The sequence below is a fragment of the Kribbella voronezhensis genome, from assembly GCF_004365175.1.
Classification (GTDB): domain Bacteria; phylum Actinomycetota; class Actinomycetes; order Propionibacteriales; family Kribbellaceae; genus Kribbella; species Kribbella voronezhensis.
The window spans coordinates 1,584,607-1,611,147 of sequence record NZ_SOCE01000002.1 but is presented as its reverse complement, the minus strand read 5'-3'; the positions used below and the strand labels follow the sequence as shown (position 1 = coordinate 1,611,147).

28 protein-coding genes, 1 pseudogene and 1 riboswitch are annotated in these 26,541 nt (G+C 67.2%); of the genes and pseudogenes, 10 read left to right on the top strand and 19 right to left on the bottom strand.

Features of this window, described 5'->3' with window-relative positions; all coding sequences use genetic code 11:
* Positions 1 to 91 precede the first annotated feature (91 nt).
* The 4 genes from EV138_RS34700 to EV138_RS34685 are packed head-to-tail and all read right to left on the bottom strand — an operon-like array spanning position 92 to position 2,211.
* The gene (locus tag EV138_RS34700) at positions 92 to 484 is read right to left on the bottom strand and encodes a hypothetical protein (RefSeq protein ID WP_133984420.1); all 393 of its coding nucleotides are present in this window, start codon (positions 482 to 484) and stop codon (positions 92 to 94) included.
* Between the two features lie 60 nt (positions 485 to 544).
* A complete protein-coding gene (locus EV138_RS34695) occupies positions 545 to 916 on the bottom strand; it encodes an SCO4402 family protein (RefSeq protein ID WP_133984418.1) in 372 nt (123 codons plus the stop codon).
* Between the two features lie 30 nt (positions 917 to 946).
* Positions 947 to 1,207 (bottom strand): Imm32 family immunity protein, encoded by a 261-nt coding sequence (locus tag EV138_RS34690; protein WP_133984416.1) that lies wholly within the window; start codon positions 1,205 to 1,207, stop codon positions 947 to 949.
* Positions 1,208 to 1,236: 29 nt separating this feature from the next.
* On the bottom strand, positions 1,237 to 2,211 hold the full coding sequence (locus EV138_RS34685; protein ID WP_133984414.1) for a zinc-binding dehydrogenase: 975 nt from the start codon (positions 2,209 to 2,211) through the stop codon (positions 1,237 to 1,239).
* Positions 2,212 to 2,292: 81 nt separating this feature from the next.
* On the opposite strand from EV138_RS34685, the gene zapE reads away from it, so the two are divergent.
* The 3 genes from zapE (at position 2,293) to EV138_RS34670 (ending at position 5,179) form a co-directional block, all read left to right on the top strand.
* The gene (gene zapE / locus EV138_RS34680) at positions 2,293 to 3,315 is read left to right on the top strand and encodes a cell division protein ZapE (protein ID WP_133984412.1); all 1,023 of its coding nucleotides are present in this window, start codon (positions 2,293 to 2,295) and stop codon (positions 3,313 to 3,315) included.
* A gap of 196 nt (positions 3,316 to 3,511) precedes the next feature.
* Positions 3,512 to 4,243, top strand: a complete 732-nt coding sequence (locus tag EV138_RS34675) for a hypothetical protein (RefSeq protein ID WP_133984410.1) — start codon at positions 3,512 to 3,514, stop codon at positions 4,241 to 4,243.
* A 57-nt stretch (positions 4,244 to 4,300) separates the two neighbouring features.
* The gene (locus EV138_RS34670; protein WP_133984408.1) at positions 4,301 to 5,179 is read left to right on the top strand and encodes a polyphosphate kinase 2 family protein; all 879 of its coding nucleotides are present in this window, start codon (positions 4,301 to 4,303) and stop codon (positions 5,177 to 5,179) included.
* Positions 5,180 to 5,478: 299 nt separating this feature from the next.
* On the opposite strand, the pseudogene EV138_RS34665 reads toward EV138_RS34670, so the two are convergent.
* The 3 genes and pseudogenes from EV138_RS34665 to EV138_RS34655 all read right to left on the bottom strand — a co-directional run.
* Positions 5,479 to 5,892 (bottom strand): annotated as a pseudogene (locus EV138_RS34665) (Clp protease N-terminal domain-containing protein); the annotation flags it as partial.
* Positions 5,893 to 6,335: 443 nt separating this feature from the next.
* Positions 6,336 to 6,563, bottom strand: coding sequence for a ribbon-helix-helix protein, CopG family (locus tag EV138_RS34660; protein WP_202867048.1), 228 nt, complete (start codon positions 6,561 to 6,563; stop codon positions 6,336 to 6,338).
* Between the two features lie 48 nt (positions 6,564 to 6,611).
* Entirely contained in the window at positions 6,612 to 7,748 is a 1,137-nt protein-coding gene (locus tag EV138_RS34655) for an MFS transporter (RefSeq protein WP_202867047.1), read from the bottom strand.
* 227 nt (positions 7,749 to 7,975) lie between these two features.
* Between EV138_RS34655 and EV138_RS34650 the strand changes: the two genes are divergently transcribed.
* The gene (locus EV138_RS34650; RefSeq protein ID WP_238158561.1) at positions 7,976 to 8,542 is read left to right on the top strand and encodes a CGNR zinc finger domain-containing protein; all 567 of its coding nucleotides are present in this window, start codon (positions 7,976 to 7,978) and stop codon (positions 8,540 to 8,542) included.
* Between the two features lie 107 nt (positions 8,543 to 8,649).
* On the opposite strand, the gene EV138_RS34645 is transcribed toward EV138_RS34650, so the two are convergent.
* The 6 genes from EV138_RS34645 to EV138_RS34625 are packed head-to-tail and all read right to left on the bottom strand — an operon-like array spanning position 8,650 to position 14,194.
* Positions 8,650 to 9,444: a sirohydrochlorin chelatase gene (locus tag EV138_RS34645; RefSeq protein WP_133984402.1), complete on the bottom strand. Its 795-nt coding sequence runs from the start codon at positions 9,442 to 9,444 to the stop codon at positions 8,650 to 8,652.
* A complete protein-coding gene (locus tag EV138_RS34640) occupies positions 9,441 to 10,727 on the bottom strand; it encodes a sulfate adenylyltransferase subunit 1 (RefSeq protein WP_133984400.1) in 1,287 nt (428 codons plus the stop codon). Before EV138_RS34640 ends, EV138_RS34645 begins: the two co-directional genes overlap by 4 nt.
* Entirely contained in the window at positions 10,727 to 11,668 is a 942-nt protein-coding gene (gene cysD / locus EV138_RS34635; protein WP_133984398.1) for a sulfate adenylyltransferase subunit CysD, read from the bottom strand. Before cysD ends, EV138_RS34640 begins: the two co-directional genes overlap by 1 nt.
* Positions 11,665 to 12,348 carry a phosphoadenylyl-sulfate reductase gene (locus EV138_RS34630; RefSeq protein ID WP_133984395.1) on the bottom strand — a complete coding sequence of 228 codons (684 nt, stop codon included), beginning with the start codon at positions 12,346 to 12,348 and terminating at the stop codon, positions 11,665 to 11,667. Before EV138_RS34630 ends, cysD begins: the two co-directional genes overlap by 4 nt.
* Positions 12,345 to 12,494, bottom strand: coding sequence for a hypothetical protein (locus EV138_RS37520; protein WP_166678852.1), 150 nt, complete (start codon positions 12,492 to 12,494; stop codon positions 12,345 to 12,347). Before EV138_RS37520 ends, EV138_RS34630 begins: the two co-directional genes overlap by 4 nt.
* Positions 12,491 to 14,194, bottom strand: coding sequence for a nitrite/sulfite reductase (locus EV138_RS34625; RefSeq protein ID WP_133984393.1), 1,704 nt, complete (start codon positions 14,192 to 14,194; stop codon positions 12,491 to 12,493). The genes EV138_RS37520 and EV138_RS34625 overlap by 4 nt, the downstream gene beginning before the upstream one ends.
* Positions 14,195 to 14,603: 409 nt before the next feature.
* Here EV138_RS34625 and EV138_RS34620 point away from each other — a divergent pair, with 409 nt between their 5' ends.
* The gene (locus tag EV138_RS34620; protein WP_133984391.1) at positions 14,604 to 15,170 is read left to right on the top strand and encodes an ArsR/SmtB family transcription factor; all 567 of its coding nucleotides are present in this window, start codon (positions 14,604 to 14,606) and stop codon (positions 15,168 to 15,170) included.
* A gap of 101 nt (positions 15,171 to 15,271) precedes the next feature.
* The gene (locus EV138_RS34615; RefSeq protein WP_166678851.1) at positions 15,272 to 16,492 is read left to right on the top strand and encodes an MFS transporter; all 1,221 of its coding nucleotides are present in this window, start codon (positions 15,272 to 15,274) and stop codon (positions 16,490 to 16,492) included.
* Between the two features lie 5 nt (positions 16,493 to 16,497).
* Here EV138_RS34615 and EV138_RS34610 read toward each other — a convergent pair whose 3' ends face one another.
* Positions 16,498 to 16,974: a GbsR/MarR family transcriptional regulator gene (locus EV138_RS34610; RefSeq protein WP_133984387.1), complete on the bottom strand. Its 477-nt coding sequence runs from the start codon at positions 16,972 to 16,974 to the stop codon at positions 16,498 to 16,500.
* Between the two features lie 62 nt (positions 16,975 to 17,036).
* Between EV138_RS34610 and EV138_RS34605 the strand changes: the two genes are divergently transcribed.
* Complete coding sequence (locus EV138_RS34605) at positions 17,037 to 18,590, top strand: DHA2 family efflux MFS transporter permease subunit (RefSeq protein WP_133984385.1); 1,554 nt, start codon at positions 17,037 to 17,039, stop codon at positions 18,588 to 18,590.
* Positions 18,591 to 18,641: 51 nt separating this feature from the next.
* Here the strand turns inward: EV138_RS34605 and EV138_RS34600 are convergent, their stop codons facing one another.
* Complete coding sequence (locus EV138_RS34600) at positions 18,642 to 20,132, bottom strand: glycine hydroxymethyltransferase (protein ID WP_255513790.1); 1,491 nt, start codon at positions 20,130 to 20,132, stop codon at positions 18,642 to 18,644.
* Positions 20,120 to 20,202, bottom strand: a riboswitch (ZMP/ZTP riboswitch). It overlaps the preceding gene by 13 nt.
* A gap of 22 nt (positions 20,203 to 20,224) precedes the next feature.
* Positions 20,225 to 21,850 (bottom strand): acyl-CoA dehydrogenase family protein, encoded by a 1,626-nt coding sequence (locus tag EV138_RS34595; protein WP_133984383.1) that lies wholly within the window; start codon positions 21,848 to 21,850, stop codon positions 20,225 to 20,227.
* A gap of 18 nt (positions 21,851 to 21,868) precedes the next feature.
* On the opposite strand from EV138_RS34595, the gene EV138_RS34590 reads away from it, so the two are divergent.
* The 3 genes from EV138_RS34590 to EV138_RS34580 all read left to right on the top strand — a co-directional run bounded on the left by EV138_RS34590 (position 21,869) and on the right by EV138_RS34580 (position 25,328).
* Positions 21,869 to 23,338, top strand: a complete 1,470-nt coding sequence (locus EV138_RS34590) for a YihY/virulence factor BrkB family protein (RefSeq protein WP_238158560.1) — start codon at positions 21,869 to 21,871, stop codon at positions 23,336 to 23,338.
* 151 nt (positions 23,339 to 23,489) lie between these two features.
* The gene (rsgA, locus tag EV138_RS34585; protein WP_133984381.1) at positions 23,490 to 24,575 is read left to right on the top strand and encodes a ribosome small subunit-dependent GTPase A; all 1,086 of its coding nucleotides are present in this window, start codon (positions 23,490 to 23,492) and stop codon (positions 24,573 to 24,575) included.
* Between the two features lie 9 nt (positions 24,576 to 24,584).
* Complete coding sequence (locus EV138_RS34580; RefSeq protein WP_133984379.1) at positions 24,585 to 25,328, top strand: SDR family NAD(P)-dependent oxidoreductase; 744 nt, start codon at positions 24,585 to 24,587, stop codon at positions 25,326 to 25,328.
* A gap of 16 nt (positions 25,329 to 25,344) precedes the next feature.
* Here EV138_RS34580 and EV138_RS34575 read toward each other — a convergent pair whose 3' ends face one another.
* Genes EV138_RS34575 through EV138_RS34565 form a run of 3 tightly spaced genes read right to left on the bottom strand, consistent with a single transcriptional unit; the run spans position 25,345 to position 26,419 of the window.
* Positions 25,345 to 25,626: an antibiotic biosynthesis monooxygenase gene (locus EV138_RS34575; RefSeq protein WP_133984377.1), complete on the bottom strand. Its 282-nt coding sequence runs from the start codon at positions 25,624 to 25,626 to the stop codon at positions 25,345 to 25,347.
* The gene (locus EV138_RS34570; protein WP_133984375.1) at positions 25,626 to 26,081 is read right to left on the bottom strand and encodes an SRPBCC domain-containing protein; all 456 of its coding nucleotides are present in this window, start codon (positions 26,079 to 26,081) and stop codon (positions 25,626 to 25,628) included. The genes EV138_RS34575 and EV138_RS34570 overlap by 1 nt, the downstream gene beginning before the upstream one ends.
* On the bottom strand, positions 26,078 to 26,419 hold the full coding sequence (locus EV138_RS34565) for an ArsR/SmtB family transcription factor (protein ID WP_133984373.1): 342 nt from the start codon (positions 26,417 to 26,419) through the stop codon (positions 26,078 to 26,080). The genes EV138_RS34570 and EV138_RS34565 overlap by 4 nt, the downstream gene beginning before the upstream one ends.
* Between the last annotated feature and the right edge of the window lie 122 nt (positions 26,420 to 26,541).

Below are 26,541 nucleotides of genomic sequence, written 5' to 3'. Positions count from 1 at the left end.
CACCGTTCAGTAAAGGTGGTGTCGGACGGCGATAACAAGGTCGGGACCGATGGAGCCGCTCGCAGGTGGGGGCGAGCGGCGACGGGCTTCGCTAGTCTTCGTCGAAAAGATATGCGCGAGCTCGGTTGCGAACAGGGATTCTGCCGCGCCACCAGCGTCCATTTGGCTCGGTTCTTTTCGAGTCCGCTAAGTGGACGGTTGAATCTCGAAACGTCAGATCGAGTTCATCCAGATAGTCGTACAGGCGTTCCCTGTACTCGCTGGCGATGGCTGAACAGCTGTCTTCGATATCGTCGCGGACGTCGTACGCGCTTTCAAGTTCATCACGCGTATGCAGTTCGCCGCGCTCGATCTCGGTGACCCATTGCCGCCAAACAGCGAGTTCGACGCCGAGCGTCCAACTCTCTGGAGTTCGTTGAAAGCCTGCTAGTACAAGTGCCTCCTCGCGGGTGAACCCGATTTCGAGCCATCGAACCTCTTCCATCACTACCTTCTGTTCGATCGATCTTGAGAGTCAGTCGGGTTAGTGGAACGGCTCGAAACCTCATTCGCGGACCATTGCGGCCAACGCGAGGCCGGCCAGCCGAACTACCTCCGGCCAGCGTGGGTCGCGCAGATAGGCGATGTCATCAACGTCTCCATGCTCCTCGAGGAGTCGGTCGAGCACTTCTCCCAGAGCCTCGAGGCGGTCCGCTTCGTCTCCAGGCAAGAGAACTGAGCCGATCGCAGCCTTCGGATCACGGAGAACCTCGGTGTCGTCGTACAGGACGTGCACGTGATAGTCGAAGTCATCGTGCTGCCCGAGCTTGAATCCTTCCTTCCGAACCCATGCCCGCTCCTGGTACTCGCGGTCAGCCAGAACCGCCAGCGAGTCCATCACATCCCGCCGCATCCGCGGCACTTCAACTTCAGCCATCGCTCCACCATCAATGTTGTTGCCGATCGCTTACACGGTTGACTTCTGCAAGATGAGATCTACCTCCGATTCGAGCTCCTGGTTCGCCGTGAGGTGGACATGAGCTCCGGCCGGAGCGCCTGTTTGAGCTAGGGCCAGAAGGTGCCGCGCCAAACTGGTAAGCCCGGCCGAGTTGCCGCCGATGACGATCTCGTTGCCCTGGAACTTGACCTCGATTTCGAAGCCGTCGTCCCAATCCAGGTGCAGACCTTTTGCAGGATCGTAGGGCGGAACGTTGATAGCTGTTTCCATCTTGATGACTGTCCTTCAGGCGAAGGGTCTCAAGGGATGAGGACGACCTTGCCGGTGGTTTGGCGGGTTTCTAGGGCTTGGTGGGCGTCGGCGGCTTTGGCTAGGGGGTAGGGGGTGGTTAGGGGGTGCCAGCGGCCGGAGGTGGTTTCGGTTAGGGCCTTGGATTCTAGGGATCGTAGGCGGGGGAGGACTTTGGCGCCTATGGGGGAGGAGACTGTTTGGTTGCGGGTGGTGAGGGTTTCGGCGGGGATTTCCAGGGGGGTGCCGCTGGACCAGCCGAAGAGGAGGAGGCGGCCGCCGGGAGCGAGGAGGTCGTAGGCTAGGCGGGCGTTGGGGCCGCCTACGCCGTCCAGGATTACGGTGACTTGGTGGTCGCCGAGTTCGGTGCGAACTTGGGTGGGCCAGTCTGGTTGGTTGTAGTCGAAGGCGAGAGGTGCGCCTAGGGCGCGGGTCTGGGCTACCTTCTCCGGGCCGCCGGCTAGGGCGACGACGGTGGCGCCGATGTTGCGGGCCGATTGGATGAAGAGGCTGCCCAGGCCGCCGGCGGCTGCGGTGATCAGTACTACGTCGTCGGGTGTCAGGGCTGCGTCTTCGAGGATGCCGATGGCGGTTCTGCCTGTGCCTATGGTGGCTACTGCGCTCGCCGCATCGAGGTGGGGTGGGATCTCGTGCAGGGAGTCGACCTTGGCGACGGCCAGTTCGGCGTACCCGCCGGGGACCATGCCGAGGTGGACGACGACCCGTTTGCCGATCCACGAGGTGTCGGTTTCGGGGCCGACGGCATCGATCGTGCCGGCGACCTCGCGTCCCGGGATGGTCGGCAGTTCCGGTCGCGGGATCGGGCTGTCGTTGAGGGTTCCGGCTCGCAGTACGGTGTCGACGAGGTGGACGCCGGCGGCCTCGACCTTGATGCGGACCTGGCCGGGGCCGGGCTCGGGGTCCGGAACCTCCTCGAAGACGAGATTCTCCGCCGGGCCGAACTCGTGCAGCTGGATCGCGTACATCGGACCTCCTGGTCGTTGGGTTCGGCTCGACGGTAGGACCTGAAGTTCTCTTGAGGTCAAGGCAACTCGTAGGGTGGGGACATGCCGATCCGTCTGAGCGAGCGGTGGCCGGAGGTCAGTTCGGACCGGTTGCTGTCGGAGTGTGTACCGCCGCCCCGGTTCAGTGACGTGCGGTTCGAGACCTATCGGCCGGGTCCCGGTGAGCCCAGTCAGGCGGATGCCCTCGGCGTACTGCGGGAGCGCGGTGAGATCCTGGCCGAGCCGCGGAGAGAGCGTTCTCTGTGGTCTCGGTTGCGGGGGTCGGCGCCGGTCGCGCCGGAGAAGCCGGGGATTTATCTCGATGGCGGCTTCGGGGTGGGGAAGACGCACTTGCTGGCATCGTTGTGGCACGTGTCGGCGGGGCCGAAGATGTACTGCACCTTCGTGGAGCTGACCAACCTGGTCGGCGCGTTGGGGATGCGGCCGGCTGTCGAGGCGCTGTCGGCGTACAGGTTGATCTGCATCGACGAGTTCGAGCTCGACGATCCCGGGGACACGGTGTTGATCTCGCGGTTGCTCGGGCAGTTGGTGGCCGCTGGCGTGCAACTGGCGGCTACCTCGAACACGTTGCCGGATCGGCTGGGGGAGGGCCGGTTCCAGGCGATCGACTTCCTGCGCGAGATCCAGGGGCTCGCGGCACATTTCGACGTACGACGTATCGATGGGCCCGACTATCGCCACCGCGGGCTCCCCGTCGCGCCGGAGCCTTGGCCGGATGCCCTGGTCGAGAAGGCGGCCGACGAACGACCGGATGCCTCGTGCGACCACTTCGTCGACCTGCATCATCATCTTGCCGAGCTGCATCCGAGCAAGTACGGCGCTCTCCTGGACGGAGTGGGGACCGTCGGCATCCTCGACCTGCGCGAACTGACGGACGAGAACGTCGCCCTGCGCCTCGTAGTGCTGGCCGATCGCATGTACGACCGCGACATCCCGCTGATCACCAGCGGTGTCCCACTCGACCGGATGTTCTCCCCGGAGATGCTCAAGGGCGGCTACCGCAAGAAATACCTGAGAGCCCTCTCCCGGCTCATCGCGCTGGCCAACGCCGTTACAGATCACTGAGAGTTCATCGAAAACTCCTGTAAATCTTGAGGTTTCGTGACTCTGCGGTATGACGTCGTCGCAGCAAGCGCGGGTCGTTTGCAGGTTGGTGCAGCGGATGAGCGGTATAGACCTTTGGGCCGGTAGGCTCCGCGCGAACCCGGTGCTGAGGGGGGTCCCAGTGCCATCCATGCATGACACCAAGGAGAGTTACCGAATGTTTCGTCGTACCCTCGCGACGGCGGCAGCCGCGGCAGGAATCGCCGCACTGCTCCCGCTGACCGCGTCGGCCGCAGGACCTGACCCTGTGCGTCCGCTGCACTTCGATGGCAAGACTTCGAAGTCGACCGTGGTCGCGGGTACCTGCAACCTGTCCATTCCGAGCCGGGTCGCCATCGGCAAGCCGACGCTGACTCTGTTCGGCAAGGTCAGCGGGACCTGCAACACCCCGACGGCCGCCTCCGGCTGGGCCCTGCACCACCCGAGCCTGGGTGACGTCAACGAGGTGGTCTTCGACAAGACCTACCAGTACGGCGATGGCTCGTGGTACATCCCGGACAACCACCCGATCGGCAACATGGTTTTCAACGGGGAGGGAAGCTACAACGCGGACGACACGACCAACACCCAGAACACCGTGCCCGTCACGGTGAAGCTGGCCGCCGGTGCGTGGATCTCGTCGTCGCGCAGCGCCGACGTCGTGACCCTGAAGGGCACCTCGTTGCTCTACTCGACCACCACCAACAGCTACTTCAAGCGGTCTGCGGGTGGGGTGTTCCAGTTCCGGGAGCGCGGGACCACGACGTGGAAGAACTTGAAGTCCGTGTACACGAACTCCAAGGGTGAGGTCACGATGGCCTACCGGTACAGCAAGCTGCGCGACTACCGGTTCGCTCTGTACAGCACCTCGATCAGCTGGGACCTGGGTAGCGCTGTTACCACCCGTTGATTGATGTCCTGCCCTGTCCTCGTCGGTTCTTCGGTGGGGATGGGGCAGGATGTACAGATGGCGAAGAAGAAGAGCGGTCACGACGAAGTCGACGTACCGACCGGGAAGTTGCTGGACGTGTTGCGGGTCCCGCCTGGTGCGGTCGACCTGACTGCTTATGACACTCGCGCCACCACCGGGTTCTCCGGTGACAAGGCCGACGGCAAGGCCGCGCTCGAAGAGGTGGGCGCGGAGGTGTCCGACTGGCAGGAGCGCCTGTTCGCCGAAGGGCGCAAGGGTGGCGAGCGCCGGATCCTGCTCGTACTGCAGGGCATGGACACCTCCGGCAAGGGCGGTGTCATCCGCCACGGTGCGGGGTTGATGGACCCGCAGGGGTTGAAGATCACCTCGTTCAAGGCGCCGACGCCGGCCGAGAAGCGGCGCGGGTTCCTCTGGCGGATCCGCCAGGCGCTGCCCGGTCCCGGCATGGTCGGGATCTTCGACCGGTCGCACTACGAGGACGTGCTGATCGCCCGGGTACGGAACCTGGTCGCGCCGCCGGTCTGGAACCGCCGGTACGAAGAGATCAACGAGTTCGAGGCCGAGCTGACGGCCACCGGGGTCACGATCGTCAAGTGCTTCCTGCACATCTCGCCGGAGCAGCAGAAGGAGCGGCTCCTGGCGCGCCTGGATGACCCGACGAAGCACTGGAAGTACAACCCGGGTGACGTCGACGAGCGCAAACTCTGGCCCGCGTACGCCGAGGCGTACCAGGCGGCGCTCGAGAACTGCAACACCCCCGATGCTCCGTGGTACGTGATCCCCAGCGACCGCAAGTGGTACCGCAACTGGGCAGTCACCACCCTGCTTCTGGAGACGTTGAAGGGCCTCGACCCGCAGTGGCCGGCCGCCGATTTCGACGTCGCCGAAGAGAAGGCCCGCCTCGCCGCGACCTGACCCCCGAACAGCCTCGTACTACGTGGCGTCCGCGAGGTGGCTTCGAGCGAGCCCCGAGTTGCCGGGCGCCGCGTCGTACGGGCAAGTCGTAGTGAGGGCTAGTCGTCCGGGTCGATGTTGTGCTGACGCAGCTTCTCGCGGAGGCGGCGGACCTGTTCGTACAGGTTGTCGTTCTCGTCGATCAGGCTTTCCAGTTCGCTGAGCAGGTGGTGCTTGCGGGCGGGCATCTTCGGGGTGAAGGATCCGCTGTCGCCGGCAAGGAACTCGGTGACGGCCGCCTCGGAGTGCTGCCGGTGGCGGATCAGTTGGCGCACCTTCGAGAGGTCGACGCCGAGTTTCACCAGCGTCTGCGCCGCGACGCCTTCGCCGTCCTGGACGATGCCCAGCAAGATGTGCTCGGTGCCGATGTTCTGGTGCCCGAGCTGCACGGCTTCCCGCAGGCTGTACTCGAGCACCCGCTTGGAGCGTGGCGTGAACGGGATGTGGCCGGCCGGCGCCTTCTCGCCGCGACCGACGATCTCGAGCACGACCGCGCGGGCCGCGGCGGTCGAGATGTTGAGGTTGGCCAGCACTTTCGCCGCAGTACCACCGCCTTCCTCGAGGATCGCGAGGAGGACGTGTTCGGTGCCGATGTAGTTGTGCTGAAGGTTCCTGGCCTCTTCCTGCGCCAGCACCATCACCCGCCGCGCCCGCTCGGTGAACTTCTCGAACATATCGCTCTCCTCAGGATTGATCTGGTCTTCGGAACCGAGGCTCGAGAGCGTCAGCTCCCGGCACTGGAGTCGGTGCCGCACCACGTCGATGACCTCGGCGATGACCTCGGCGATGGGCGCCTGGCCGGAGCTGACGCGATCGAGGAGCGCATCGAGTTCCTCGACCGGTTCGAGTTCGAGGTCGGCGTCGTTGAGGCCGGCCAGTTGCAGGACGACGGCGACCGCGATCGTCCGGTTCGGACCGGCGAACGGCCGCCGGCTCACCAGTCCCGACAACAACACCCCGCCCGCCTCGGCGAGGTCGTCCTGGCACAGTGGTGAGGTCGCCTCCGAGAGCACCTGCGCGACCGCGTCCAGGTCCGTACGCCGGATCGCGGCATCCGGGTCGCACTGCATCACCCGGGCGACGACCGCCAGTACGTCGTACAGGTCGAGGTGCTGCATCAGTCGTCCTGGCGCAGCCGGCGGAGCGACTGCTCGTGCCGGGTGAGATTCTCCTCCAGCAGCAGGCTGAATCGCGCGTCGTTGCGTCGGTGCTCGACCAGGGACGCGATCGCCTCGCGCGCGACGTCCGAGACGGAGCGGCCCTCGACCTCGGCCACCGCCTGCAATCGTTCGGCGAGCTCGGGGTCCAACCGCAGCAGGATGTTCTTCGTCGCTTCCTTTGCCATGGCTAGCAAGATATCACGATATCTCACTAGGTCCAGGTGAGGGCGCTGCTAGATGTTTGGCGTGATGCGGCGGCGGAGGGCGGGTTGGAGGGCGGCCAAGGCGGTGGCGGCCAAGGCGCAGGTGAGCCAGAGGAGGGCGGGCCCCGCGTGGGTGAGGAGCTGAGTGGCGCCGAGCGGGGCGATCGCGGTGGCGATACCCCAGCTGAGGCCGTAGATCGCCAAGTAGCGGCCGCGGGCGTGCTCGGGGGCGATGCCGGCGACGATGGTGAAGGCGCGGCTCAGCAGGAACAGATCGCCGATGCTCCACAGCACTGCCGCGGCTATGAAGACGGGCAGGTTGGTGGCGACTGCGTTGATGACGAGGCCGGCGGTTAGAAGCAGATAGCCGAGCGTCATGGCTTGGAAGTTGTCGAGGTTGCGGATGCGCTGGGTTCGCTGGAGGGGTTGGGCCGCGACGAGGACCAAAGCCGAGATCGCGAGGATCAGTCCGATGCTGTAGCTCGGCAGGCCTCGCTCGATCAAAGTGAGTGGTAGGCCCAGCATCAGCGCCATGAAGACCGTCGCGGAAACGGTGCCTACGGCAAACAAAAGCAGCAGGCGACCATCCTTCCAGCCTTCGGCGCGACCTACTCGCGCTTTGCCCTGGAACGAGAATCGGTCGGCAGGCAAGGCGATTGCGAGCAAGAGAGCGCACGCCGAACAACTCGCGGCGTCGATCGCGAAGAGCCACCGCAGATCCCAATGGCTCACCGCGGCAGCCAGTACGCCGGCCGCGACCGCCGCCGCAGCCATCGCCGCCCCGAGCAGCCCGTACGCCGTGGGCCGGTCCTCCGGGCTGGTCACGTCGGCGATCACCGCCTGGCTCGGCGGCTCGTAGATCTCGAACATCAGCCCGAGCAGGATCGCGGCCATTACCGCTGACCAGAGCGTGCTCGCGAGGGCGATCCAGGTCTGGCCGACTGCGCAACCGGTGAGGCCGAGGATGATGGTCCGCTTGCGGCCGAGCCGGTCGGCCAGATGGCCGCCGAACATCCGGGACGGGATCGTCGCCACGCCGAAGCCTGCCATCACCAGCCCGGCCTGGGCGACGGTGGCGCCGAGTTCGACGGTCAGTACGACGGCGAGAAAGCTGAGCGTGAAGGCGCCGAGGCGGTTCACGGCTCGGGCGATCACGAGGATGCGCACGGTCCCCGGCAGCGTTCGCCACGTGGCAGGTGCCTGGCGGGCGCCGTCCCGTGCCTCCCGCCATGTGGGGGGAACCCGGAGAGCGCTGTCTCGTGCGTCTCGGGGGTCGCCCTGGAGATCGCCTGGTGTGTCGGTGTGCGTCATGTCGCTCCCTTCGCGTGACTGATGAACGAGCTATGGTTGGTCACGCCACGGCGAGCTTAGGTTTTGAGGGAGTGACTGGTCAAGTGAAGTTCGATAGTCACGTGTTGAGTGTGCTGACGACGGCGGTCGATGCGGTGAATCGGCTGACGGCCGGCTATGCGCTAGGCCAGCCGGTCGATGCTCCGACCGGAGAGGGGAAGGCTGCGGCCGTTGCGGAAGCGCTCTCTGCGGACGGGCGCCCACGGCCTCGGGTGAGCGCGGCCGACGCCGAAGTACTGGTGGGTGTCGCGGTGCGGATGCGGGAGATCTTCGAGGCGACGCATGCCGGCGACCTCGATCAGGCGGCTGCGGGTGTGAACGCGTTGCTGATCGACACCAGTGCTAGGCCGCAGCTCGACAAGGCCGATGGTCGGTGGAATCTGCACTTCCATGGACCCGACACGACGTTGGCCAAAGGCTGGGCGGCGGGGTGGGCAGCCGGATTGGCTATCGCGATGGGCAGTGATTTGGCGGGGCGGTTGGGTGTGTGCGCAGCGCCGTACTGCGATCGGGTGTTCGTCGATGAATCGAAGAACAGCAGAAGGCGATTCTGCTCGCCGCAGTGCCAGAGCAGAGTAAAAGCAGCTGCTCACCGCGCAAGGGCGCGGTGAGCAGCTGCGTTGGAAGGCGAGTCCGGCAGGACCGGATCCGTTCGAAGCCGCGATGACGGACGCAGCGGCGATCGGGACGAGTCGGCCGCGGATTCCGCCGGGCTGCGCTAGGCGGTGCGGACCAACTCGGGCCGCATCAGGACCGGGCGGGGGGCTGGGTCCAGGGTGAGGAGGTCGAGGCCGGCTACGCCGTACCGGAGGAGGGCGAGTCTGGCGACCTCAGCGCTGACGCCGAGGGGGCGGGAGACTGCGACAGCCCCGGCCTTGCGGGCTGTCTGCTCGGCGCGGTCCGGCAGCAGGCCGGGTGCCAGGAAGAACGAACCGACCGCCACGTGGCGACGGCCCTCCAAGCGCCACTGGAGAACGGCTTCGGCCGGTGACGGCGTCGCCGCCGTGGTGAACGCCGCCACAACGGGCAGCTTGTGCCGCTGACCCCACAGTCGGGCGAGCCGGGCGACGGCCGCGTTCGCCTGGGTGTCGCTGGAGCCGGCGCAGGCGAGCACCAGCGCGTCCAGCTCACGCACCCGGCCGTCCTTCAGTTCGGCGCGCATCCGCCGATCGAGGACATCGAGCAGCGAGTCGTCGTACCCGAGCACGTCGGAGGCGATGATCCGCAGGTCCGGGAAGCGGCTGCGTGCCTCGTCGACCACGGCCGGTACGTCGACCCGGGCGTGGAAGGCGCTCGACAGCAGCAACGGCAGGATGACGACCTCTTCGACACCTTCGGCACGGAGCCGGTCGATCACCTGGTACGGCGTGGGCGGGCAGTGGTCGAGGAAGGAGGCTTCGATCCGCAGGTCGTCCCGTAGCTCGCGCAGGCAGCTGACGAGCGAGTGGACGGTGGCGGCCGAGCGCGGGTCGCGGCTGCCGTGGGCGAGGATCACGAGAGCTGGAGCAGTCACAGCAGTTCCCCTTCTTCGTCGTCGATCATGCCTGCGGCCAGCGTCCACCCGTCGTGGGCGTCGATCAGCAGGAACGAACCGGTGATGTTGTTGCTGGAGTACGGATCGGCGGCCAGCGGTGCGGCGATCTTGAGTTGCACCTTGCCGATGTCGTTCAGGTCGAGCCCGGTGGCGTCGATGACTCCGAGCGTGTCCAGGTCGAGTACGCCACCGATCTTGGTGACGATCGCCTGAGCGGTAGTGGTGGTGTGCTTGATCAGCAGCCGAGCGCCCACGGACAGCGGGCGATCGGACAGCCAGCACACCGTGGCTGACAGTTCCCGGCGGGTGCCGGGGGAGGAGTCGGCCGAGACGATGACCGAGCCACGGGCGACGTCGAGGTCGTCCGCGAGCCGGACGGTGACCGCCTCACCGGCGACCGCGGACGGCCGTTCGGCGACGGCCGTCGAGGTCGAGCTGATCACGGCCCGGTCGATCCCGGCGACCGACGTACGGCGGCCGGCCGGCAGCACGATCACCTGGTCGCCGACGGAAAGGGTGCCTGAGGCAACGGTTCCGGTGTAGCCGCGGTAGTCGCGGTACTCGTTGTCGGTCTGCGGCCGGATCACGTACTGAACCGGGAATCTCAGCGGCTGACCGGAGGCGTCGGAACGCCCGGAAGCGTTCTCCAGGAACTCCAGCAGCGTCGGACCGTCGTACCAGCCGGTCGCGGTGGACCGCTCGACCACGTTGTCGCCGACCAGCGCCGACACCGGGATCGCCTGGACGTCGGCGATCCCGAGCTGGTCGGCCAGCTGCGAGACCTCTTTGGAGATCCCGCGGTAGACGGCCTCGTCGTATCCGACCAGGTCGATCTTGTTGACCGCCAGTACGACGTGCGGCACGCGAAGCAGCCCTGCGACGGCGAGGTGCCGCCGGGTCTGCTCCAGTACGCCGTGGCGCGCGTCGACCAGGATGATCACGACATCCGCCGTCGACGCGCCGGTGACCGTGTTCCGGGTGTACTGCACGTGTCCCGGGCAGTCGGCCAGGATGAACGAGCGCTTGTCGGTCGCGAAGTACCGGTAGGCGACGTCGATCGTGATGCCCTGTTCGCGTTCGGCCCGCAGGCCGTCGGTCAGCAGGGCGAAGTCGAAGTCGCCACCGCGCGCGGCCGAAACCGTCTGCACATGCGCGATCTGGTCGGCCAGGATCGCCTTGCAGTCGTGCAGCAACCGCCCGACCAGAGTCGACTTGCCGTCGTCCACCGAACCGGCGGTGGCGAGCCGGAGAAGAGTGCTCATCAGAAGTACCCCTCTCGTTTGCGGTCTTCCATCGCTGCCTCGCTGGCCCGGTCGTCGGCCCGGGTGGCGCCTCGCTCGGTGATCTCACTCGCCGCCACCTCGACGACGACGTCGGCCGCTGTCGTCGCGGCGCTGGCGACCGCGCCGGTGCAGGACATGTCGCCGACCGTCCGGTAGCGGACCAGGCGCTTGGCAACGGTCTCGCCGGAGCGGGGCTGCGAATAGGGGCCGACGGCAAGCAACATGCCGTCGCGCTCGAACACGTCCCGCTCGTGGGCGTAGTAGATGCTCGGGAGAGCGATCTCTTCGCGCTCGATGTAGTTCCAGATGTCCAGCTCGGTCCAGTTGGACAGCGGGAACACCCGGACGTGCTCGCCCGGCCGGTGCTTGCCGTTGTACAGCGACCACAGCTCCGGCCGCTGGTTGCGCGGATCCCACTGCCCGAACTCGTCGCGCAGGCTGAAGATCCGTTCCTTGGCGCGAGCGCGCTCCTCGTCCCGGCGGCCGCCGCCGAACACGGCGTCGAACCGGTGCGAGTTGATTGCATCGAGCAACGGAATCGTCTGCAGCTGGTTCCGGGTGCCGTCCGGGCGCTCGCGCAACCGGCCGTCGGCGAGGTAGTCCTCCACCTCGGCGACCTCGAGCCGCAGCCCCAGCGTCTCGACGACGGAATCGCGATATGCCAGTACTTCGGGGAAGTTGTGCCCGGTGTCGACGTGCAACAGCGTGAACGGCACCGGCGCCGGCGCGAACGCCTTGCGGGCCAGGTGCAGCATCACGATGGAGTCCTTGCCGCCGGAGAACAGGATCACCGGCCGCTCGAACTCGGCAGCCACCTCGCGGAAGACGAAGATCGACTCGCTCTCCAGCGCGTCCAAACTGCTCGGAGCGGAAACTGCAGCCGTCACGGGATCCTCACTCGCCTCGATCGTCGCCGTCATACGTGCAACCCGCATTCGATCTTGCCCTGGCCGGCCCAGCGGCCACTGCGCGGATCTTCACCGGGTGCCACCTGCTTGGTGCACGGGGCGCAGCCGATCGACGGGTAGCCGTCGTACTGCAGAAGATTCACCAGTACGCCGTTGTCGGCGATGTAGCCGTCGAGGTCCTCCTGGGTCCACGGCGCGAGCGGGTTGAGCTTCACCATGTCGCGCTTCGCGTCGTACTCGACGACCTGGGTGTTGGCGCGAGTCGGCGCCTCCTCCCGGCGTACGCCGGTGACCCAGGCCTTGTAGCCGGAGAGCACCCGGTTCAGCGGCTCGACCTTGCGGAGAGCGCAGCACTTGTCGGGCTCGCGAGCGAACAGATCCTTGCCGTACGTCGCGTCCTGCTCGGCGACGGTCTGCTTCGGGGTGGCGTTGATCAGGTTGATCGACAGCGTCGCCGCGACGGCGTCCCGCGTACCGATGGTCTCGGGGAAGTGATAGCCCGTGTCGAGGAAGAGGACGTCGACACCGGGGGCCGCCTCGGCCGCGAGGTGGGGGAGTGCCCCGTCTGCCATCGAGGCGGTGACCACGAGTTCGTCGCCGAAGGTCTCCCGCGCCCAGGCCAGTACTTCCTGCGCCGAGGCGTCGGCTAGTCGTTCGTTGGCCTCTTCGGCCAAGGTCTTCAAGTCACTCATTCCACGCTCACCCGCAGTCCGATCATCTTCAGCTGAAAGACCCGTGCACAGGGCCGGCACTCCCACGCGCCGTGCCCTTCTTCGGAAGGACGCAAGTCCTCGTCACCGCAGTACGGGCAGTACAACGGCGCAGCACGTTCGCTCATTGCAACGCTCCTTCCTCGGCACGGACGACCCATTGGGCGAAGCGCTCGCCCTCGGACCGCTCTTTCAGGTAGTTCTGGGTGACGCGTTCGACGTAGTCGGCCAGCCCGTCGGAGGTGACCTTGTGACCGCGCAGCTTGCGGCCGAAGCCGGCGTCCAGGCCGAGGCCGCCGCCGAGATGGACCTGGTACCCCGGAACCTGGTTGCCGTCGGCATCGAGGACCAGTTGGCCCTTGAGCCCGATGTCGGCGACCTGGATCCGGGCACACGAGTTGGGGCAGCCGTTCACGTTGATGGTGATCGGCACGTCCAGTTCGGGGATCCGCTCCTCCAGTTCGCCGATCAGTTCGGCGGCGCGGGCCTTGGTCTCGACGATCGCCAGCTTGCAGAACTCGATGCCGGTGCAGGCCATCGTGTTCTGCCGCCAGGCCGACGGCCGGGCCTGGTAGCCGAGATCGTTGAGCGCGGCAACCAGTGACTCGACCCGGGACTCCTCGACGTCGAGCACGATCAGCTTCTGCTGCGCGGTGGTGCGGACCCGGTCGGACCCGTGCGCCGCGACGACGTCGGCCACCTTCGCCAGCGAGCTGCCGGACACCCGTCCGACCACGGGAGCCACGCCCACGTAGTACCGGCCGTCCTTCTGCTTGTGTACGCCGACGTGATCGCCTTGTACTGCGGGGATTTCGGGCGCTGGTCCGTCGATGAGCTTGTAGCCGAGGTACTCGTCGCTCTCGAGGACCTCACGGAACTTCTCGATGCCCCAGTCCGCGACCAGGTACTTCAGGCGGGCCCGGTTGCGCAGCCGGCGGTAGCCGTAGTCGCGGAAGATGCTGACGACGCCCTTCCAGGCCAGGTGCACCTCCTCCAGCGGGATCCAGGCACCGACGCGCTGCGTGAGCATCGGCGTGGTCGACAGCCCGCCGCCGACCCAGAGATCGAAGCCGGGACCGTGCTCGGGGTGGACGACGCCGACGAAACTGATGTCGTTCACCTCCGGCACCACGTCGTGCGACGGGTGACCGGTCATCGCGGTCTTGAACTTGCGCGGCAGGTTGGAGAACTCGTTGCTGCCGATGTACTTCTCGACGATCTCGTCGATGGCCGGCGTCGGGTCGATGATCTCGTCGGCGGCGATCCCGGCGACGGGGGAGGAGATGATCACGCGCGGTACGTCGCCGCAGGCCTCGGTGGTGTAGAGCCCGACGGCCTCCAGCTTCTGCCAGATCGCCGGCACGTCCTCGACCCGGATCCAGTGCAGCTGGATGTTCTGCCGGTCAGTGATGTCCGCGGTGTCGCGGGCGTAGGTGCTGGACACCTCGGCGATCACCCGGAGCTGCTCGGTGGTCAGCTGGCCGCCCTCGATCCGGACCCGGAGCATGAAGTACTTGTCGTCCAGTTCCTCCGGCTCCAGCGTCGCGGTCTTGCCGCCGTCGATCCCGGGCTTGCGCTGGGTGTAGAGACCCCACCAGCGGAACCGGCCGCGCAGATCGGCCGGGTCGATCGAGTCGAAACCGCGGTGGGCGTAGATGTTCTCGATCCGGGCCCGCACGTTCAGGCCGTCGTCGTTCTTCTTGTTCTCTTCGTTCTTGTTCAGCGGCTCGCGATAGCCGAGCGCCCACTGTCCTTCGCCCTTGCCCTTGCGCGGACGGGCGGCCTTACGAGGGGGATCGGTACGGGGAGCAGAGGTGACGCCAGTCATCCGGAACGAGTCCTTGTCTGCTAGAGACAGGTGCGTCCCGCGCGAGGCGAGCTCGAAGCGTCGTCGATTCGATTCGGGTCTGCGCGGTGCGCACCCAGCGGTGATCAGAGATCGGGGGCCATCGGCTGGCCCGCAGGGTGGCTGTCAGAACATCGAAGGACAACAGATGGCGCTGCGCATCCGCCCGAGGTCGACGTGAATCCGACCTACGAGATGAGTGGACTGGGCAGCGAGCATGGTGATAAGCCTCAGCGCCGGACGCCGGTAAATCAACTCCCATTCCTGCATCGTGAGACGCAATCTCGCCATCTGGATAAGTCTACCGCCACAGTGGAGATTGATTCGCGCTCGAAAGTCGTTCCACAAGAACTCTTGCGCAAGAGTTCTTGTGGAAAGTAATGTCGCCGGTATGAGTCCTGCGAACCGCCGTTCGGCCGATGCGTCCGTCATCGCCGCGATCCACCACCCGCTCCGCCGGCGGCTGATCGACCTGCTCGGCGTCGACGGCCCGGCCACCGCTTCGCGACTGGCCGAGTCGACCGGGGAGCTGGTCGGCAACATCAGTCACCACCTGAAGGTTCTCGCCGCGGCAGGCGTGATCGAGGAGGCGCCCGAGCTGGCCAAGAACCGCCGCGAGCGGTGGTGGCGCAGCGCGAAGGCGTCGTACTCGTGGTCGATCGCCGACGCCGGCGGTGACCCGGCCGGCGAGCTGGTCGCGGCGACCGCCGAGGAGGCGAATCTCGGTCATCACGCCGCCAAAGTGCGCCAGTGGTTCGACCGGCGGACCGGGTACGACGAGGCCTGGGTGCGGGCGGCGTTCGCGACCGAGAGTTGGGTCACATTGACCCCCGAGCGGCTCGCCGAGCTCGGTGCGCGGATCAGCGAACTGATCCAGGAGTACCACGAGTCGCCGGATTCCGGACCGGGTGTGCAGTCCGCGTTCGTCTTCGCCCACGGCGTACCGGCCCGGCCATGAGCGGGGAAGGCGGGAGCGCTGGTGGCGTTGGGTCAGGCGGTGACGAGGCGATGGCGTCGGGAGGCGAGATGCGGACGGTGGGCAGTGATCGTGGTGGAGTTGTGACCGCTCCGGAGCAGGAAGCGGGGGCGGTGGTCTTTCCGCCGCTGTCCCGCGATCGGCGGGTACAGGGATGGATCTTCTCCGCGGCCGTCTCGCAGATCGGCGACGTCGCGTGGTACATCGGTCTCGCGTGGAGCGCCGCCCAGGTGACGACACCCGCGGGCGCCGGCCTCGTGATGGGAATCGGCGCCCTGCCGAAAGCCCTCACCCTCCTGTACGGCGGTGCGCTGGCCGACCGGATCGACGCGCGCCGAACGATGATCGTGGCCAACCTCGGCCGCATCGTCGTCCTGTCCCTCGCGGCGGTGTTCATCGGGATCTGGGGTGTCTCGCTGCCGCTGCTGCTCGTCGTAGCGGTCGTGTTCGGGGCGGTGGACGCGATCTACGGGCCGGCGGCCGGGACTTTGCCGCGCCGGATGGTGCATCGTGACGACCTGGTGAAACTTGCCGCGGGCAACCAGTTGGCGAACCGGCTGGCCGTGTTCGTCGGTGCTCCGCTGGGTGGTGTGGTCGTCGCTCACGGCGGCCTGGCGTCGGTGATGGTCGTGGACGCGGTGTCGTTCGCGGTGATCGCGGTCGCGCTGGCCGTTGTGGTGAAGCCGCGGTTGCCGCAGCCTGCGTCGTCGGGGGCCTCGGTGCTCGTCGACCTCCGGGAGGGGTTCGGGTATCTGCGCCGGTCGGTGTCGGCGCGGACCTTGGTGATCGCCTTCTTCGGGCTGAACCTGTGTGTCGGGCCGGTGCTCGCGGTCGGGCTCGTGCAGCGGACTCACGGTGCCGGTTGGGGAGCGGGATCGCTCGGGTTGTTCCAAGCCTGCTCGGGGATCGCCGCCGCTGTCGGAGCTCTGCTGGCGATGCGCTGGAAGCCGCGGAATCTGGCGCGGACCGGGCTGCTGGTGTTGATTCTGCAGGCGGCTGGTTGTGCGGCGATCGGCGTGGTGCCGCGCGGTGGGGTGTTCGCGGCGATGGCGGCCATCGGGTTCACGGCCGGCCTCGCGTCGGCACAGTTGTCGGCCGCCTTCCAGCAGACGATCGATCCGGCGTACCTGGGCCGGACGAGCAGTATCACGAGCCTGTCGGACGAAGCTTTGATGCCGGTGGCAATGACCGCCTTCGGCTTCCTGATCTCGGCCACCTCCGTCGGCGTTGCCTGCGTGGCGATCGGCGCTGCGTTCGCCGCACTGATGCTGTGGTCAGCGGCTCGGATGAACATCGTCGATTGACACGGCTACGGCGTCGGCGGGTGTTCGGATCGCCAGTTCTTGATCATCCGGTCCAGGTCGTCGCGGATGAAGTTGAAGAAGTCGGCGGCTTCGCCGAGGCGGCGGCCCACGTCGGTGTCGGCGCCGAACAGGTCGGCGCCCGAGCGGGTGCTGGCCTCCCAGTCGCCGAGGGCGTTGTTCCGGCGCTCCAGCATGGCGGCGAAGACGTCGTCGCGGATGCGGTAATGGTCCTTGCGGGATCCGGGGATCCGCTCGCGGGAGATGAAGGCGACCTGGATGAGTTGCCGGACCGCGCCGGAGACCGCGGGCTGGCTGATCTGGAGTGACTCGGCGAGCTCGGCGGCCGTCATCGTTCCGGTCGGGCTGACCAGCATCCGCCCCATCACGCGGGCGGACATGAACGGGACGCCGCTGTTGGCCATCACGCTCGCGAAGCGTTCGACGAACTGGCTGACCGCTTCCGGCGACGGTTCCTGAGGCATGCGAGAACACTACCGGAGTCATATCTATCGCAACTATCACAGAGTTCTGATAATTTCGATTCATGACCATTTCCTCCGCAACCGACGTCGGCGCGACGACGCTCACCGGCGGCCGCCGGTTCGGCGTACTGATCGCGCTCTGCCTGGCGACCCTCGTGCTCGGGCTCGACACCACCGTGCTGAACGTCGCCCTACCCACGCTGGCCGGCGATCTCGACGCCTCCACGAGCCAGCTGCAGTGGATGGCGAACTCCTACAACCTGGTCCTGGCCGCGCTGCTGCTCCCGGCGGGCCTGCTCGGCGACCGCTACGGGCGACGCAAGATCATGGTGATCGCGCTGACGCTGTTCGGCGCCGCCTCGCTGGCCTGTGGGTTGGCGGGATCCGCCACGGCACTCATCGCGTCCCGGGCCGCCCTCGGGATCGGAGCGGCGATGATCGTCCCGGTCGCGCTCTCTCTGATCACCGTGCTGTTCCGGACCAAGGAGGAACGGAAGAAGGCGCTCGGATTCTTCGTCGTCGCCAACAGCATCGGCATGCCACTCGGGCCGATCGTCGGTGGCCTGCTGCTCGACCACGCCGGCTGGCACTGGATCTTCCTGATGAACGTCCCGATCGCGGTGCTCGCGGCCCTGGCGGTCCGGCTGCTCATCCCCGAGTCCCGCAGCGCCGACCGGCCGGCGATCGACTGGCCCGGGATCGCGCTCTCCAGCGCCGGTCTGGCGGCTCTCGTGTACGGCGTGACGAAGGCCGGCGAGAAGTCCTGGACCGACGGCACCACCCTGGTGCTCTTGGCTGCCGCGGTTGTGCTCCTGGGTGTGTTCATCGCGTGGCAGCGTCGCCCGTCAGGATCGCTGATCGACCTCGGGCTGTTCAGAGACAAGGTGTTCACGGGCAGCGCGGTGCTGCTGATGGTGTCCGTGTTCGCGATCTTCGGCCTGCTGTTCACGATTCCGCAGTACTTCCAGGGCATCGACGGCTCCGACGCGCTGCACACCGGGCTGAAGTTGCTGCCGTTCATCGGCGGGATGGCGGTCGGGGCCAAGATCGCGCAGCCGCTCGAGACCAAGGCCGGCACGCGGGTGCTGGTGATGGCCGGATTCCTGGTGATGGCTGTCGGCTTCGTGCTGGGAGCGTTCACCGGGCTGGACACCGGCTACGGCTATACCGCGCTCTGGATCGTGGTGGTCGGGCTGGGCCTCGGTTGTTCGATGCCCCAGGCAATGAATGCGGGTCTGGGAATACTGGACCCGGATCGGGCCGGCACCGGATCCGCGCTGCTGCAGGCGTTTCGGCAGGTCGGCGGCACGGTCGGTGTCGCCGTACTCGGGACGGTTCTGAACTCCGTCTACCGGTCGCACGTCAGCACAGGCGGGTTGCCGGCGCAGGCCGCGGAGGCGGTCGAGAAGGGCGTCGGTCCTGGTCTCGCGGTCGCGGCGAAGACCGGCTCGGCGGAGTTGCTCGCGTCGGTGCGGGATGCGTTCATGACCAGCTTGAACACGACGATGTGGGTATCGGCCGGCATCGGGGTCGCGGGCGCGGTACTGGCTGCCGTGCTGATGCCGAAGCGGGCGGCGAAGGCTTCCGACGATGCTCTGATGGGCATCTCCGGATGAGAAACAGCGGCGCCCGCACCGGCTTCAACCGGTACGGGCGCCGCTGTCAGGTCAGCTGAGTTCGAGACCTGGGTAGAGCGGGTGCTTGTCGAGCAGTTCCGCCGATGCAGCTCGGACCTTGTCGGCGACGCCGTCGGCGAGCACGTACTTCGCCTTCGAGGGCGCCCCGGCCGAGGTCGTGGTCGGAGTGACGCTGGACAGCACGTCGACCATCAGCTCCGCGACGCGGTCGAACTCGTCCAGGCCGAACCCGCGGGTGGTGAGCGCCGGCGTGCCGATCCGGACGCCGGAGGTGTACCAAGCGCCGTTCGGATCGCGGGGGACCGCGTTGCGGTTGGTCACGATGCCGGCGTCGAGCAGCGCCGATTCGGCCTGCCGGCCGGTGATCCCGTACGACGAGACGTCGAGCAGCACCAGGTGGTTCTCGGTGCCGTCCGTGACGAGCTTGACGCCACGCTTCATCAGGCCCTCGGCCAGGCCGACCGCGTTGTCCGCGACGTTCTGCGCGTAGGTCTTGAACTCGGGCTGGCGCGCCTCGGCGAGCGCGACGGCCTTCGCGGCCATCGTCTGGCTGAGCGGGCCGCCGAGCACCATCGGGCAGCCACGGTCGACCGCGTCGGCGTACTCCGGCTGGCAGAGCACCATGCCGCCACGGGGACCGCGCAGCGACTTGTGCGTGGTGGTCGTGGTGACGTGCGCGTGCGGGACCGGGTCGAAGTCGCCGGTGAAGACCTTGCCGGCGACGAGTCCGGCGAAGTGCGCCATGTCGACCATCAAGGTGGCGCCGACCTCGTCCGCGATCTCGCGCATCTTGGCGAAGTCGACCTTGCGCGGGTACGCCGAGTAGCCGGCGATCAGGATCAGCGGCTTGAACTCGCGAGCGGTCGCGGCGACCTTGTCGTAGTCGAGCAGGCCCGTCTCCGGGTCGGTGCCGTACGAGCTCTGGTGGAACATCTTGCCGGAGATGTTCGGCCGGAAGCCGTGCGTCAGGTGGCCGCCGGCGTCCAGCGACATGCCGAGCATCTTCTGGTCGCCGAGCGCCTTGCGCAGCTTGGCCCAGTCCTCGTCGGACAGGTCGTTGACGTGCTTGGCGCCCGCCTCGGCCAGCGCCGGGGACTCGATCCGGTTGGCCAGGATCGCCCAGAAGGCGACCAGGTTCGCGTCGATGCCGGAGTGCGGCTGGACGTAGGCGTGCGGCGCGTCGAAGAGCGCTTTCGCGTGATCCGCGGCGGCCTGCTCGACGGTGTCGACGTTCTGGCAGCCGGCGTAGAACCGGTGCCCGATGGTGCCCTCGGCGTACTTGTCGGACAGCCAGTTGCCCATCGTCAGCAGCGTCGCCGGGGAGGCGTAGTTCTCACTCGCGATCAGCTTCAGCGAGGACCGCTGGTCGGCCAGTTCGGCCTTGATCGCGCCGGCGATGGTGGGTTCCACCGCGCCGATCACCGCAAGTGCGTTGTTGTACGCGGCCGACGCGGCAGCGGCGTCGAAGGGTTGAGTCATCTTCGTCTCTCTCCTGAGGTTGCACTCGGTCGCGGCACCCAGGCGCACGGTGCCGGCGTCTTTTCGCTCCCCGGTGGTCGATCCCACCTCAGCGCCAGTCGCGACGTCGGTAACCCTAGCGTGTGATGGCGTTGTCAGAGGATGCGGTCGAGGATCGGACCGAACGGCGTGGTGCGGGGGAGGGTGCCCAAGACGCCGGCCCAATCGCCGGCCAGGCGGGACGCCACGAAGGCATCTGCGACGTCAGGTGTCGAGTGACGGACCAGGAGCGATGCCTGCAGGCAGACCGCCATCCGGGCGGCCAGGCGGCGCGCGCCTGCTTCGGCGTTCTCCAGATCAGAGAGCGCTTCCAGTACGTCGGTCACGGCCGCGTCGAGGCGGTGGTCGGCACCGCGGGCGAGACCGACCTCGGTGAGCCAGGCCTCGAGGGATTCGGGGCGCCGGAGCGCGCGGAGTACGTCGAGGGCGTTGACTGTGCCGGAGCCCTCCCAGATCGAGTTCAGCGGGGACTCGCGGAACAGCAGCGGCAGACCGGACTCCTCGACATAACCGTTGCCGCCGAGGCATTCCAGGGCTTCCGCGACGGTGAACGACGTCCGCTTGCAGACCCAGAACTTCGCCAACGGGAGCGCGATCCGCCGGAACGCCGCGGCCTGTTCGTCACCCGCGATCGAGGCGTCCACCGCAGCCGCGAGACGCATCGAGAGAGCGGTTGCTGCTTCGCTCTCGAGCGCCAGATCCGCCAGCACGTTCTGCATCGCGGGCTTGTCCCGCAGCAACCCGCCGAACGCACTCCGGTACGACGTGTGCCAGGTCGCCTCGACGAGCGCGCGCCGCATCAACGCCGCCGACCCGAGGACGCAGTCGAGGCGGGTGGCGGCGACCATCTCGATGATCGTCCGGACGCCGGCGCCCTCGTCGCCGAGGCGGTAGCCGATCGTGTTGTGGAACTCGACCTCGCTGGACGCGTTCGACCGGTTGCCGAGCTTGTCCTTCAGGCGCTGCAAGGCAAACGTGTTCCGGTTGCCGTCGGCAAGGACGCGCGGTACGACGAAGCAGGTCAGGCCTTCCGGCGCCTGGGCGAGGACGAGGAACACGTCCACCTGCGGTGCCGAGCAGAACCACTTGTGCCCGTTCAACAGGTACTCGGTCCCGCTTCCCGAAGGCGTGGCGGTAGTGAGGTTGGCGCGGACGTCGGAGCCGCCCTGCTTCTCGGTCATCCCCATCCCGGCCAGCACGCCCGCCTTGTCGGCGGACCTCAGCCGCCGCGGGTCGTACGCAGTACTGGACAGTCCGGGCACCCATTCGGCGGCGAGGTCGGCGTCGGCCTTGAGAGCCGGTACTGCGGCGTAGGTCATCGAGATCGGACAGCCGTGGCCGGGCTCGACCTGGGACCAGACGTAGAAGCCGGCTGCGCGGGTGAGATGTGGTGCCGGGCGTTCGCTGGTCCAGGGCGCGGCCTGGAGTCCGAAGCCGACGGCCTTCTCCATCAGCCAGTGCCAGGACGGATGGAACTCGACCTCGTCGATGCGGTTCCCGTACCGGTCGTGGGTGCGCAGGGCCGGGGAGTTCTGATTCGCCGGGAGAGCATGAGAGAGCGCTTCCTGCGTTCCCGCGAGCTCGCCGATCTCGGTCAGCCCGGGATCAGCGGAAAGGTCGGCGTACGGACGCAGAGCGTCACCGAGACCGGTGTCGGACGTGAAGAAGTTCACCCCCTGGAGTGGGGGAGCCTGATTCGTTACAGCGTTTGGGTCCGCCATGTCAGTACGGTAAGCGGTATGGCACGCTCTGGGTCCGAGACCTCCGTCTCATTGGCATGGGCCCGACGAATTCCCGCGACGACCTGGAAGCTGATCACCCAGACCGTCGGCACCTGTTTGCGCTACCGGGTCACGGGTCTCGCGGCGGAGGCCGCCTTCTTCGCCATCCTCTCGCTGCCGCCGCTGATCTTCGGACTGGCCGGAAGTATCGGCTTCATCGCCGGTAAGTACTTCGAGGTCGAGACGATCGACAGCATCAAGGTCCAGATCGCCGAACTGGCCAGCCGGGCGCTGACCGCGGACTCGATCAACTCCGTCATCGTGCCGACGATCGACAAGGTGCTCGACGGCGGCCGGCCGGACGTGATCTCGATCGGGTTCGTGCTGTCGCTGTGGTCGGGCAGCCGGGCGCTGAACGTCTTCGTCGACACGATCACGATCATGTACGGGATGGGCGGAAAGCGCGGCATCATCCGCACCCGCGCACTGTCCTTCAGCCTGTACTGCGGGGCGCTCGTGATCGGCGTGATCGTGCTGCCGCTGGTGCTGGCCGGACCGGACGCGGTCGACGCGCTGCTGCCGCAGAAGGTCGACTTCCTGAACCAGCTGTACTGGCCGGTCGTCACGATCCTGTCGGCGGGCTTCCTGAACACGCTGTTCCATTTGTCGGTGCCGGTGCGGACGCCGTGGATGTCGGATCTGCCGGGATCGTTCCTGACGTTGTCGATCTGGATCGTCGGCAGCTTCGTCCTGCGCTGGATCCTGCAGAGCACTGTCGGCGGGACGTCGATCTATGGGCCGCTGGCGGCGCCGATCGCGGTGTTGATGTGGCTGTACATGACAGCGATCGCGGTGTTGATCGGAGCCGCGCTGAACGCGGTGGTGGATCGGCTGTGGCCGCACAAGTCGCGCAAGGAACTGGAAGAGCCGGAGGAAGTCCAGGAGCCGGTGATGAAGGCCGAGCCGGATCCCCATCACGTGGATGTCGTCGTGCCGGGGGAGCAGCGGCCGGAGATCGAGATGGCGCGTGCGGTCGAGGCGCTGGGCGGGGCGGAAGAGGTAGAGGAGCAGGCTGCGTCGGCGAGGAAGCTGCCGGACATCGCCAAGGCACCCTCCTCTCCCCACGACGAGACGCCAGCCGAGGCGAACGCGAAGCAATCGCACGACGAGACACCGACCGAGGCGAACGCGAAGCAATCGCACGACGAGACACCGACCGAGGCGAACGCGAAGCAATCGCACGACGAGACACCGACCGAGGCGAACGCCAAGCGATCGCGGGCCGTCGACCCGAACACTGCGGCCGACGCAGAGCGATCGCGCGCTGGTGACGAGAACGGTGTGGTGGAGGAGGCGCCGGCGGGGCGGAAGGCGGCGGCTATGGCGAGTCCGGGGAAGCCGGCGCCCGTAGTACCGGAGGGTGCGGAGCGGGAGCCTGAGCGGGTCGGAAAATCCGGTGCGCAGGCTGAGGGCGACGACATACGCTGAGGGCATCGCGACAGTCCGTCATCCGGCGGCAGACAGAGAAGGGAGGCGACCCCGCATGAGCTTCGATCAGGCCCACCGGGCCGTCCACTCCCGCACCGTCCGTCCGCTGAGCTGATCTCGGGGCCGGACCGCTCGAAAGGTTCGTCGCACGATGTCAGCAGAAATCTCCGCAGTACTCCGGTCGCTCGGTCTCGATACGCCGACGGCCGACTACCTCACCGCGGTACCAGGCTCGTCGGAGTTCGCTCCTGGGCGCGTGGCCCGGGTCGACAAAGGCCTGTCCAGCGTTCTCACCGAGGACGGACCGGTTCGTGCCAGTTGGTCCGGCGGTGTGCTCGCCGCGATCGCCGCCGATTCGCAGGCGACACCGTGTACCGGTGACTGGGTAGCACTCCGGCGCTGGCCGGACGACCGCATCACCGTCGAGGCCGTAGCGCCCCGGCACACCGCGATAGTGCGTGCCGAAGTCGGCGGTACGTCGAAGGGCCAGGTGCTGGCCGCCAACGTCGACGTGATCGCCATCGTGGTCGGGCTTCACCCCGAACCGAACATCGGCCGGATCGAACGGTTCCTCGCGCTCGCCTGGGAAAGTGGCGCGCGGCCGGTCGTCGTACTGACCAAGGCAGACCTGGTCATGGACGCCGACTCAGTGGCAGAAGACGTTGCGACCGCAGCGCCTGGTGCCGACGTACTGGTGTGCAGTGCGACTACTGGCGAAGGGTTGGAGGCAGTGCGCGCGCTGCTCGAGAACAACGCCACGCTGGCGTTGCTGGGCGTCAGTGGCGCGGGCAAGTCGTCACTGGTGAATGCACTGGCCGGTGTGGAGCTACTGGATGTGCAGGCGATCCGCGAGGACGGCAAGGGCCGGCACACGTCGGTACGGCGTGAGCTGATCGTGCTGCCGGGTGGCGGTGTCGTCATCGATACTCCCGGGCTACGAGGTGTTGGCCTGCAGGAGTCCGGTGAAGGACTGGCGGCTGCATTCCCGGATGTGACGGCCCTAGCGGAGCAGTGCCGGTTCAAGGACTGCGCGCACGTCACGGAGCCCGGCTGCGCAGTACAGGAGGCTCTGGACGACGGGACGCTGCCTGTGCGGCGGTACGAGAGCTGGACGAAGCTGCAGCGAGAGGCGGCGTACATGGCTCGCCGTACGGACAGCCGGTTGCAGGCGGAGGCTCGGAAGGCCTGGGCCCGGCAGACGAAGGAGTACCGGCGGGACGTGAAGCCTCGCCAGTAGGGTCGAGGCATGAACCGTTCAGTGCTGGTGACCGGGGCATCACGAGGAATCGGAGCGGCGGCGGCTCAGGCCTTCGCCGCAGCAGGGGATCGCGTGGCGGTGCACTACGGCTCGTCACACTCGGCCGCCGAAGCAGTGCTGGCGAAACTGCCGGGGGACGGGCACGTCCTGGCGCACGCCGACCTCGCGGATCCTGCACAGATCCTTTCGATGGTCGACTCCGCCGCTGAGGCTTTGGGCAGCATCGACGTGTTGGTGAACAACGCCGGCATCTACGCGGCCCACCCGATCCGCGACACGTCGTACGACGAATGGCAGCGCGCCTGGTCGGACACTCTCGGGGTGAATCTTGTCGGCGCGGCCAACGTCACCTGGTGCGCAGTACGCCACATGGGTCGCGGCGGCCGAATCGTCAACGTCTCCTCGCGCGGCGCGTTCCGCGGCGAACCGAACCAACCGGCGTACGGCGCGAGCAAAGCGGCGATCGTCTCCTTCAGCCAGTCCCTCGCCCGAGCCCTCGGCCCCGAAGGCATAGCTGTCACCGCGATCGCCCCCGGCTGGACCACCACCGACATGGCCGCCGAAGCCCTGGCCGGCGACGGCTACAACCGCCGCCGCCTCGAAAGCCCCCTGGAACGAGTAGCCACCCCCGACGAGGTAGCCGCCGCCATCCTCTACCTCGCTTCTCCCGAGGCCGAGTTCGCCACCGGCACAGTCCTGGACTTCAACGGCGGCTCACACCTCCGCATGTAGCCCCTAGGCCCGGCAGCTATGCCTGGGTGAGGTGGAAGACGTCAGGCGGCTGCTGGCACCACTGATCGAACGGGTCGTCGGCGACGGCCTGGAAGATACGTTCGGCGGAGGCCTCGAACGCTTCCTGACTCTCCCAGAGGGCGAGGCCGACCAGGCGGTCGCTGCGCTGGTCTTTCCAGGCACCGATCTGCAAAAGGCCTGCGGCGCCCTGGGCGGCGGCGTCGACGCGATGCATCGAGGCCAGCAGTTCGTCGCTGTGTTCGGGCTTGGGGTGATGTACGGCGAGGTGAACAAACATCAGCGAGTCTCCTCGACATAGAAGCTGAGAAGTTCGGCCCAACCGTGGCCGTATCCTTCGGCCAGGTCCGGGCTGGCCGAGCCGACCCGCTCCCAGCCCCCGTGCTCGACGGTCACCAGGGTGCCGGTCCCGACGGGCTCGAAACGAACCTCGACATCAGTGGTCTCGGTGGCGGCCCACTCGCCCTGGCGCCAGGTGAACGCCAGCCGCCGACCCGGCTCCCAGACCAGCACCCGACCGATCTCGAAACCCTCACCGCTGTCCAGATCGTGTACCTCGATCAGGCGACCGCCGACCTCCGGCTCGAATCGCAACTCCTGGCCGCGTTCAGCGTCGTTCCAGTAGCGGGTGCCACGCTTCCACCACGTCCCGATGTCGGCGGTGAACACCGTGAAGGCGGTATCAGGATCCAGCGGCACCTCGACCGCGGCGCTGGCGACTCCAGTTGTACTCATTCACTCAATCCTTTGCTCAGACGTTCGGCGTGCTCCTTGAAGGCGCCGAGCTGATCGGCCCAGAAGGCCTGCACCTGGTCCAGCCAGGCCTGCAGGGCGACAAACGGCTCCGGTCGGAGCCGGTAGATCCGCACCCGGGCGTCCTCGTCCAGGCCATGCTCATTCACCAGCCCGCCTTGGCGAAGGATGCGCAGATGCCGGCTGACGGCAGGTCCGCTCATGTCGAAAGCTTCCACCAGTTCGCCCGCCCGCCGCGGCCGCTCGCGCAGCAGCTCCACGATGCGACGCCGAGTGGGATCGGCCAAAGCCGCCAACGCAATATCAACATCATTAACCATATGGATAATGTTTAACGAAACCCTTATAGATGTCAACGGCGTGAAGCCCCCTGGTCACGGCACTTTTGCAGATCGATGGATGCCCCAATCGCGGCGTTTGCCGGGTCGCACAGCGCCGTGCC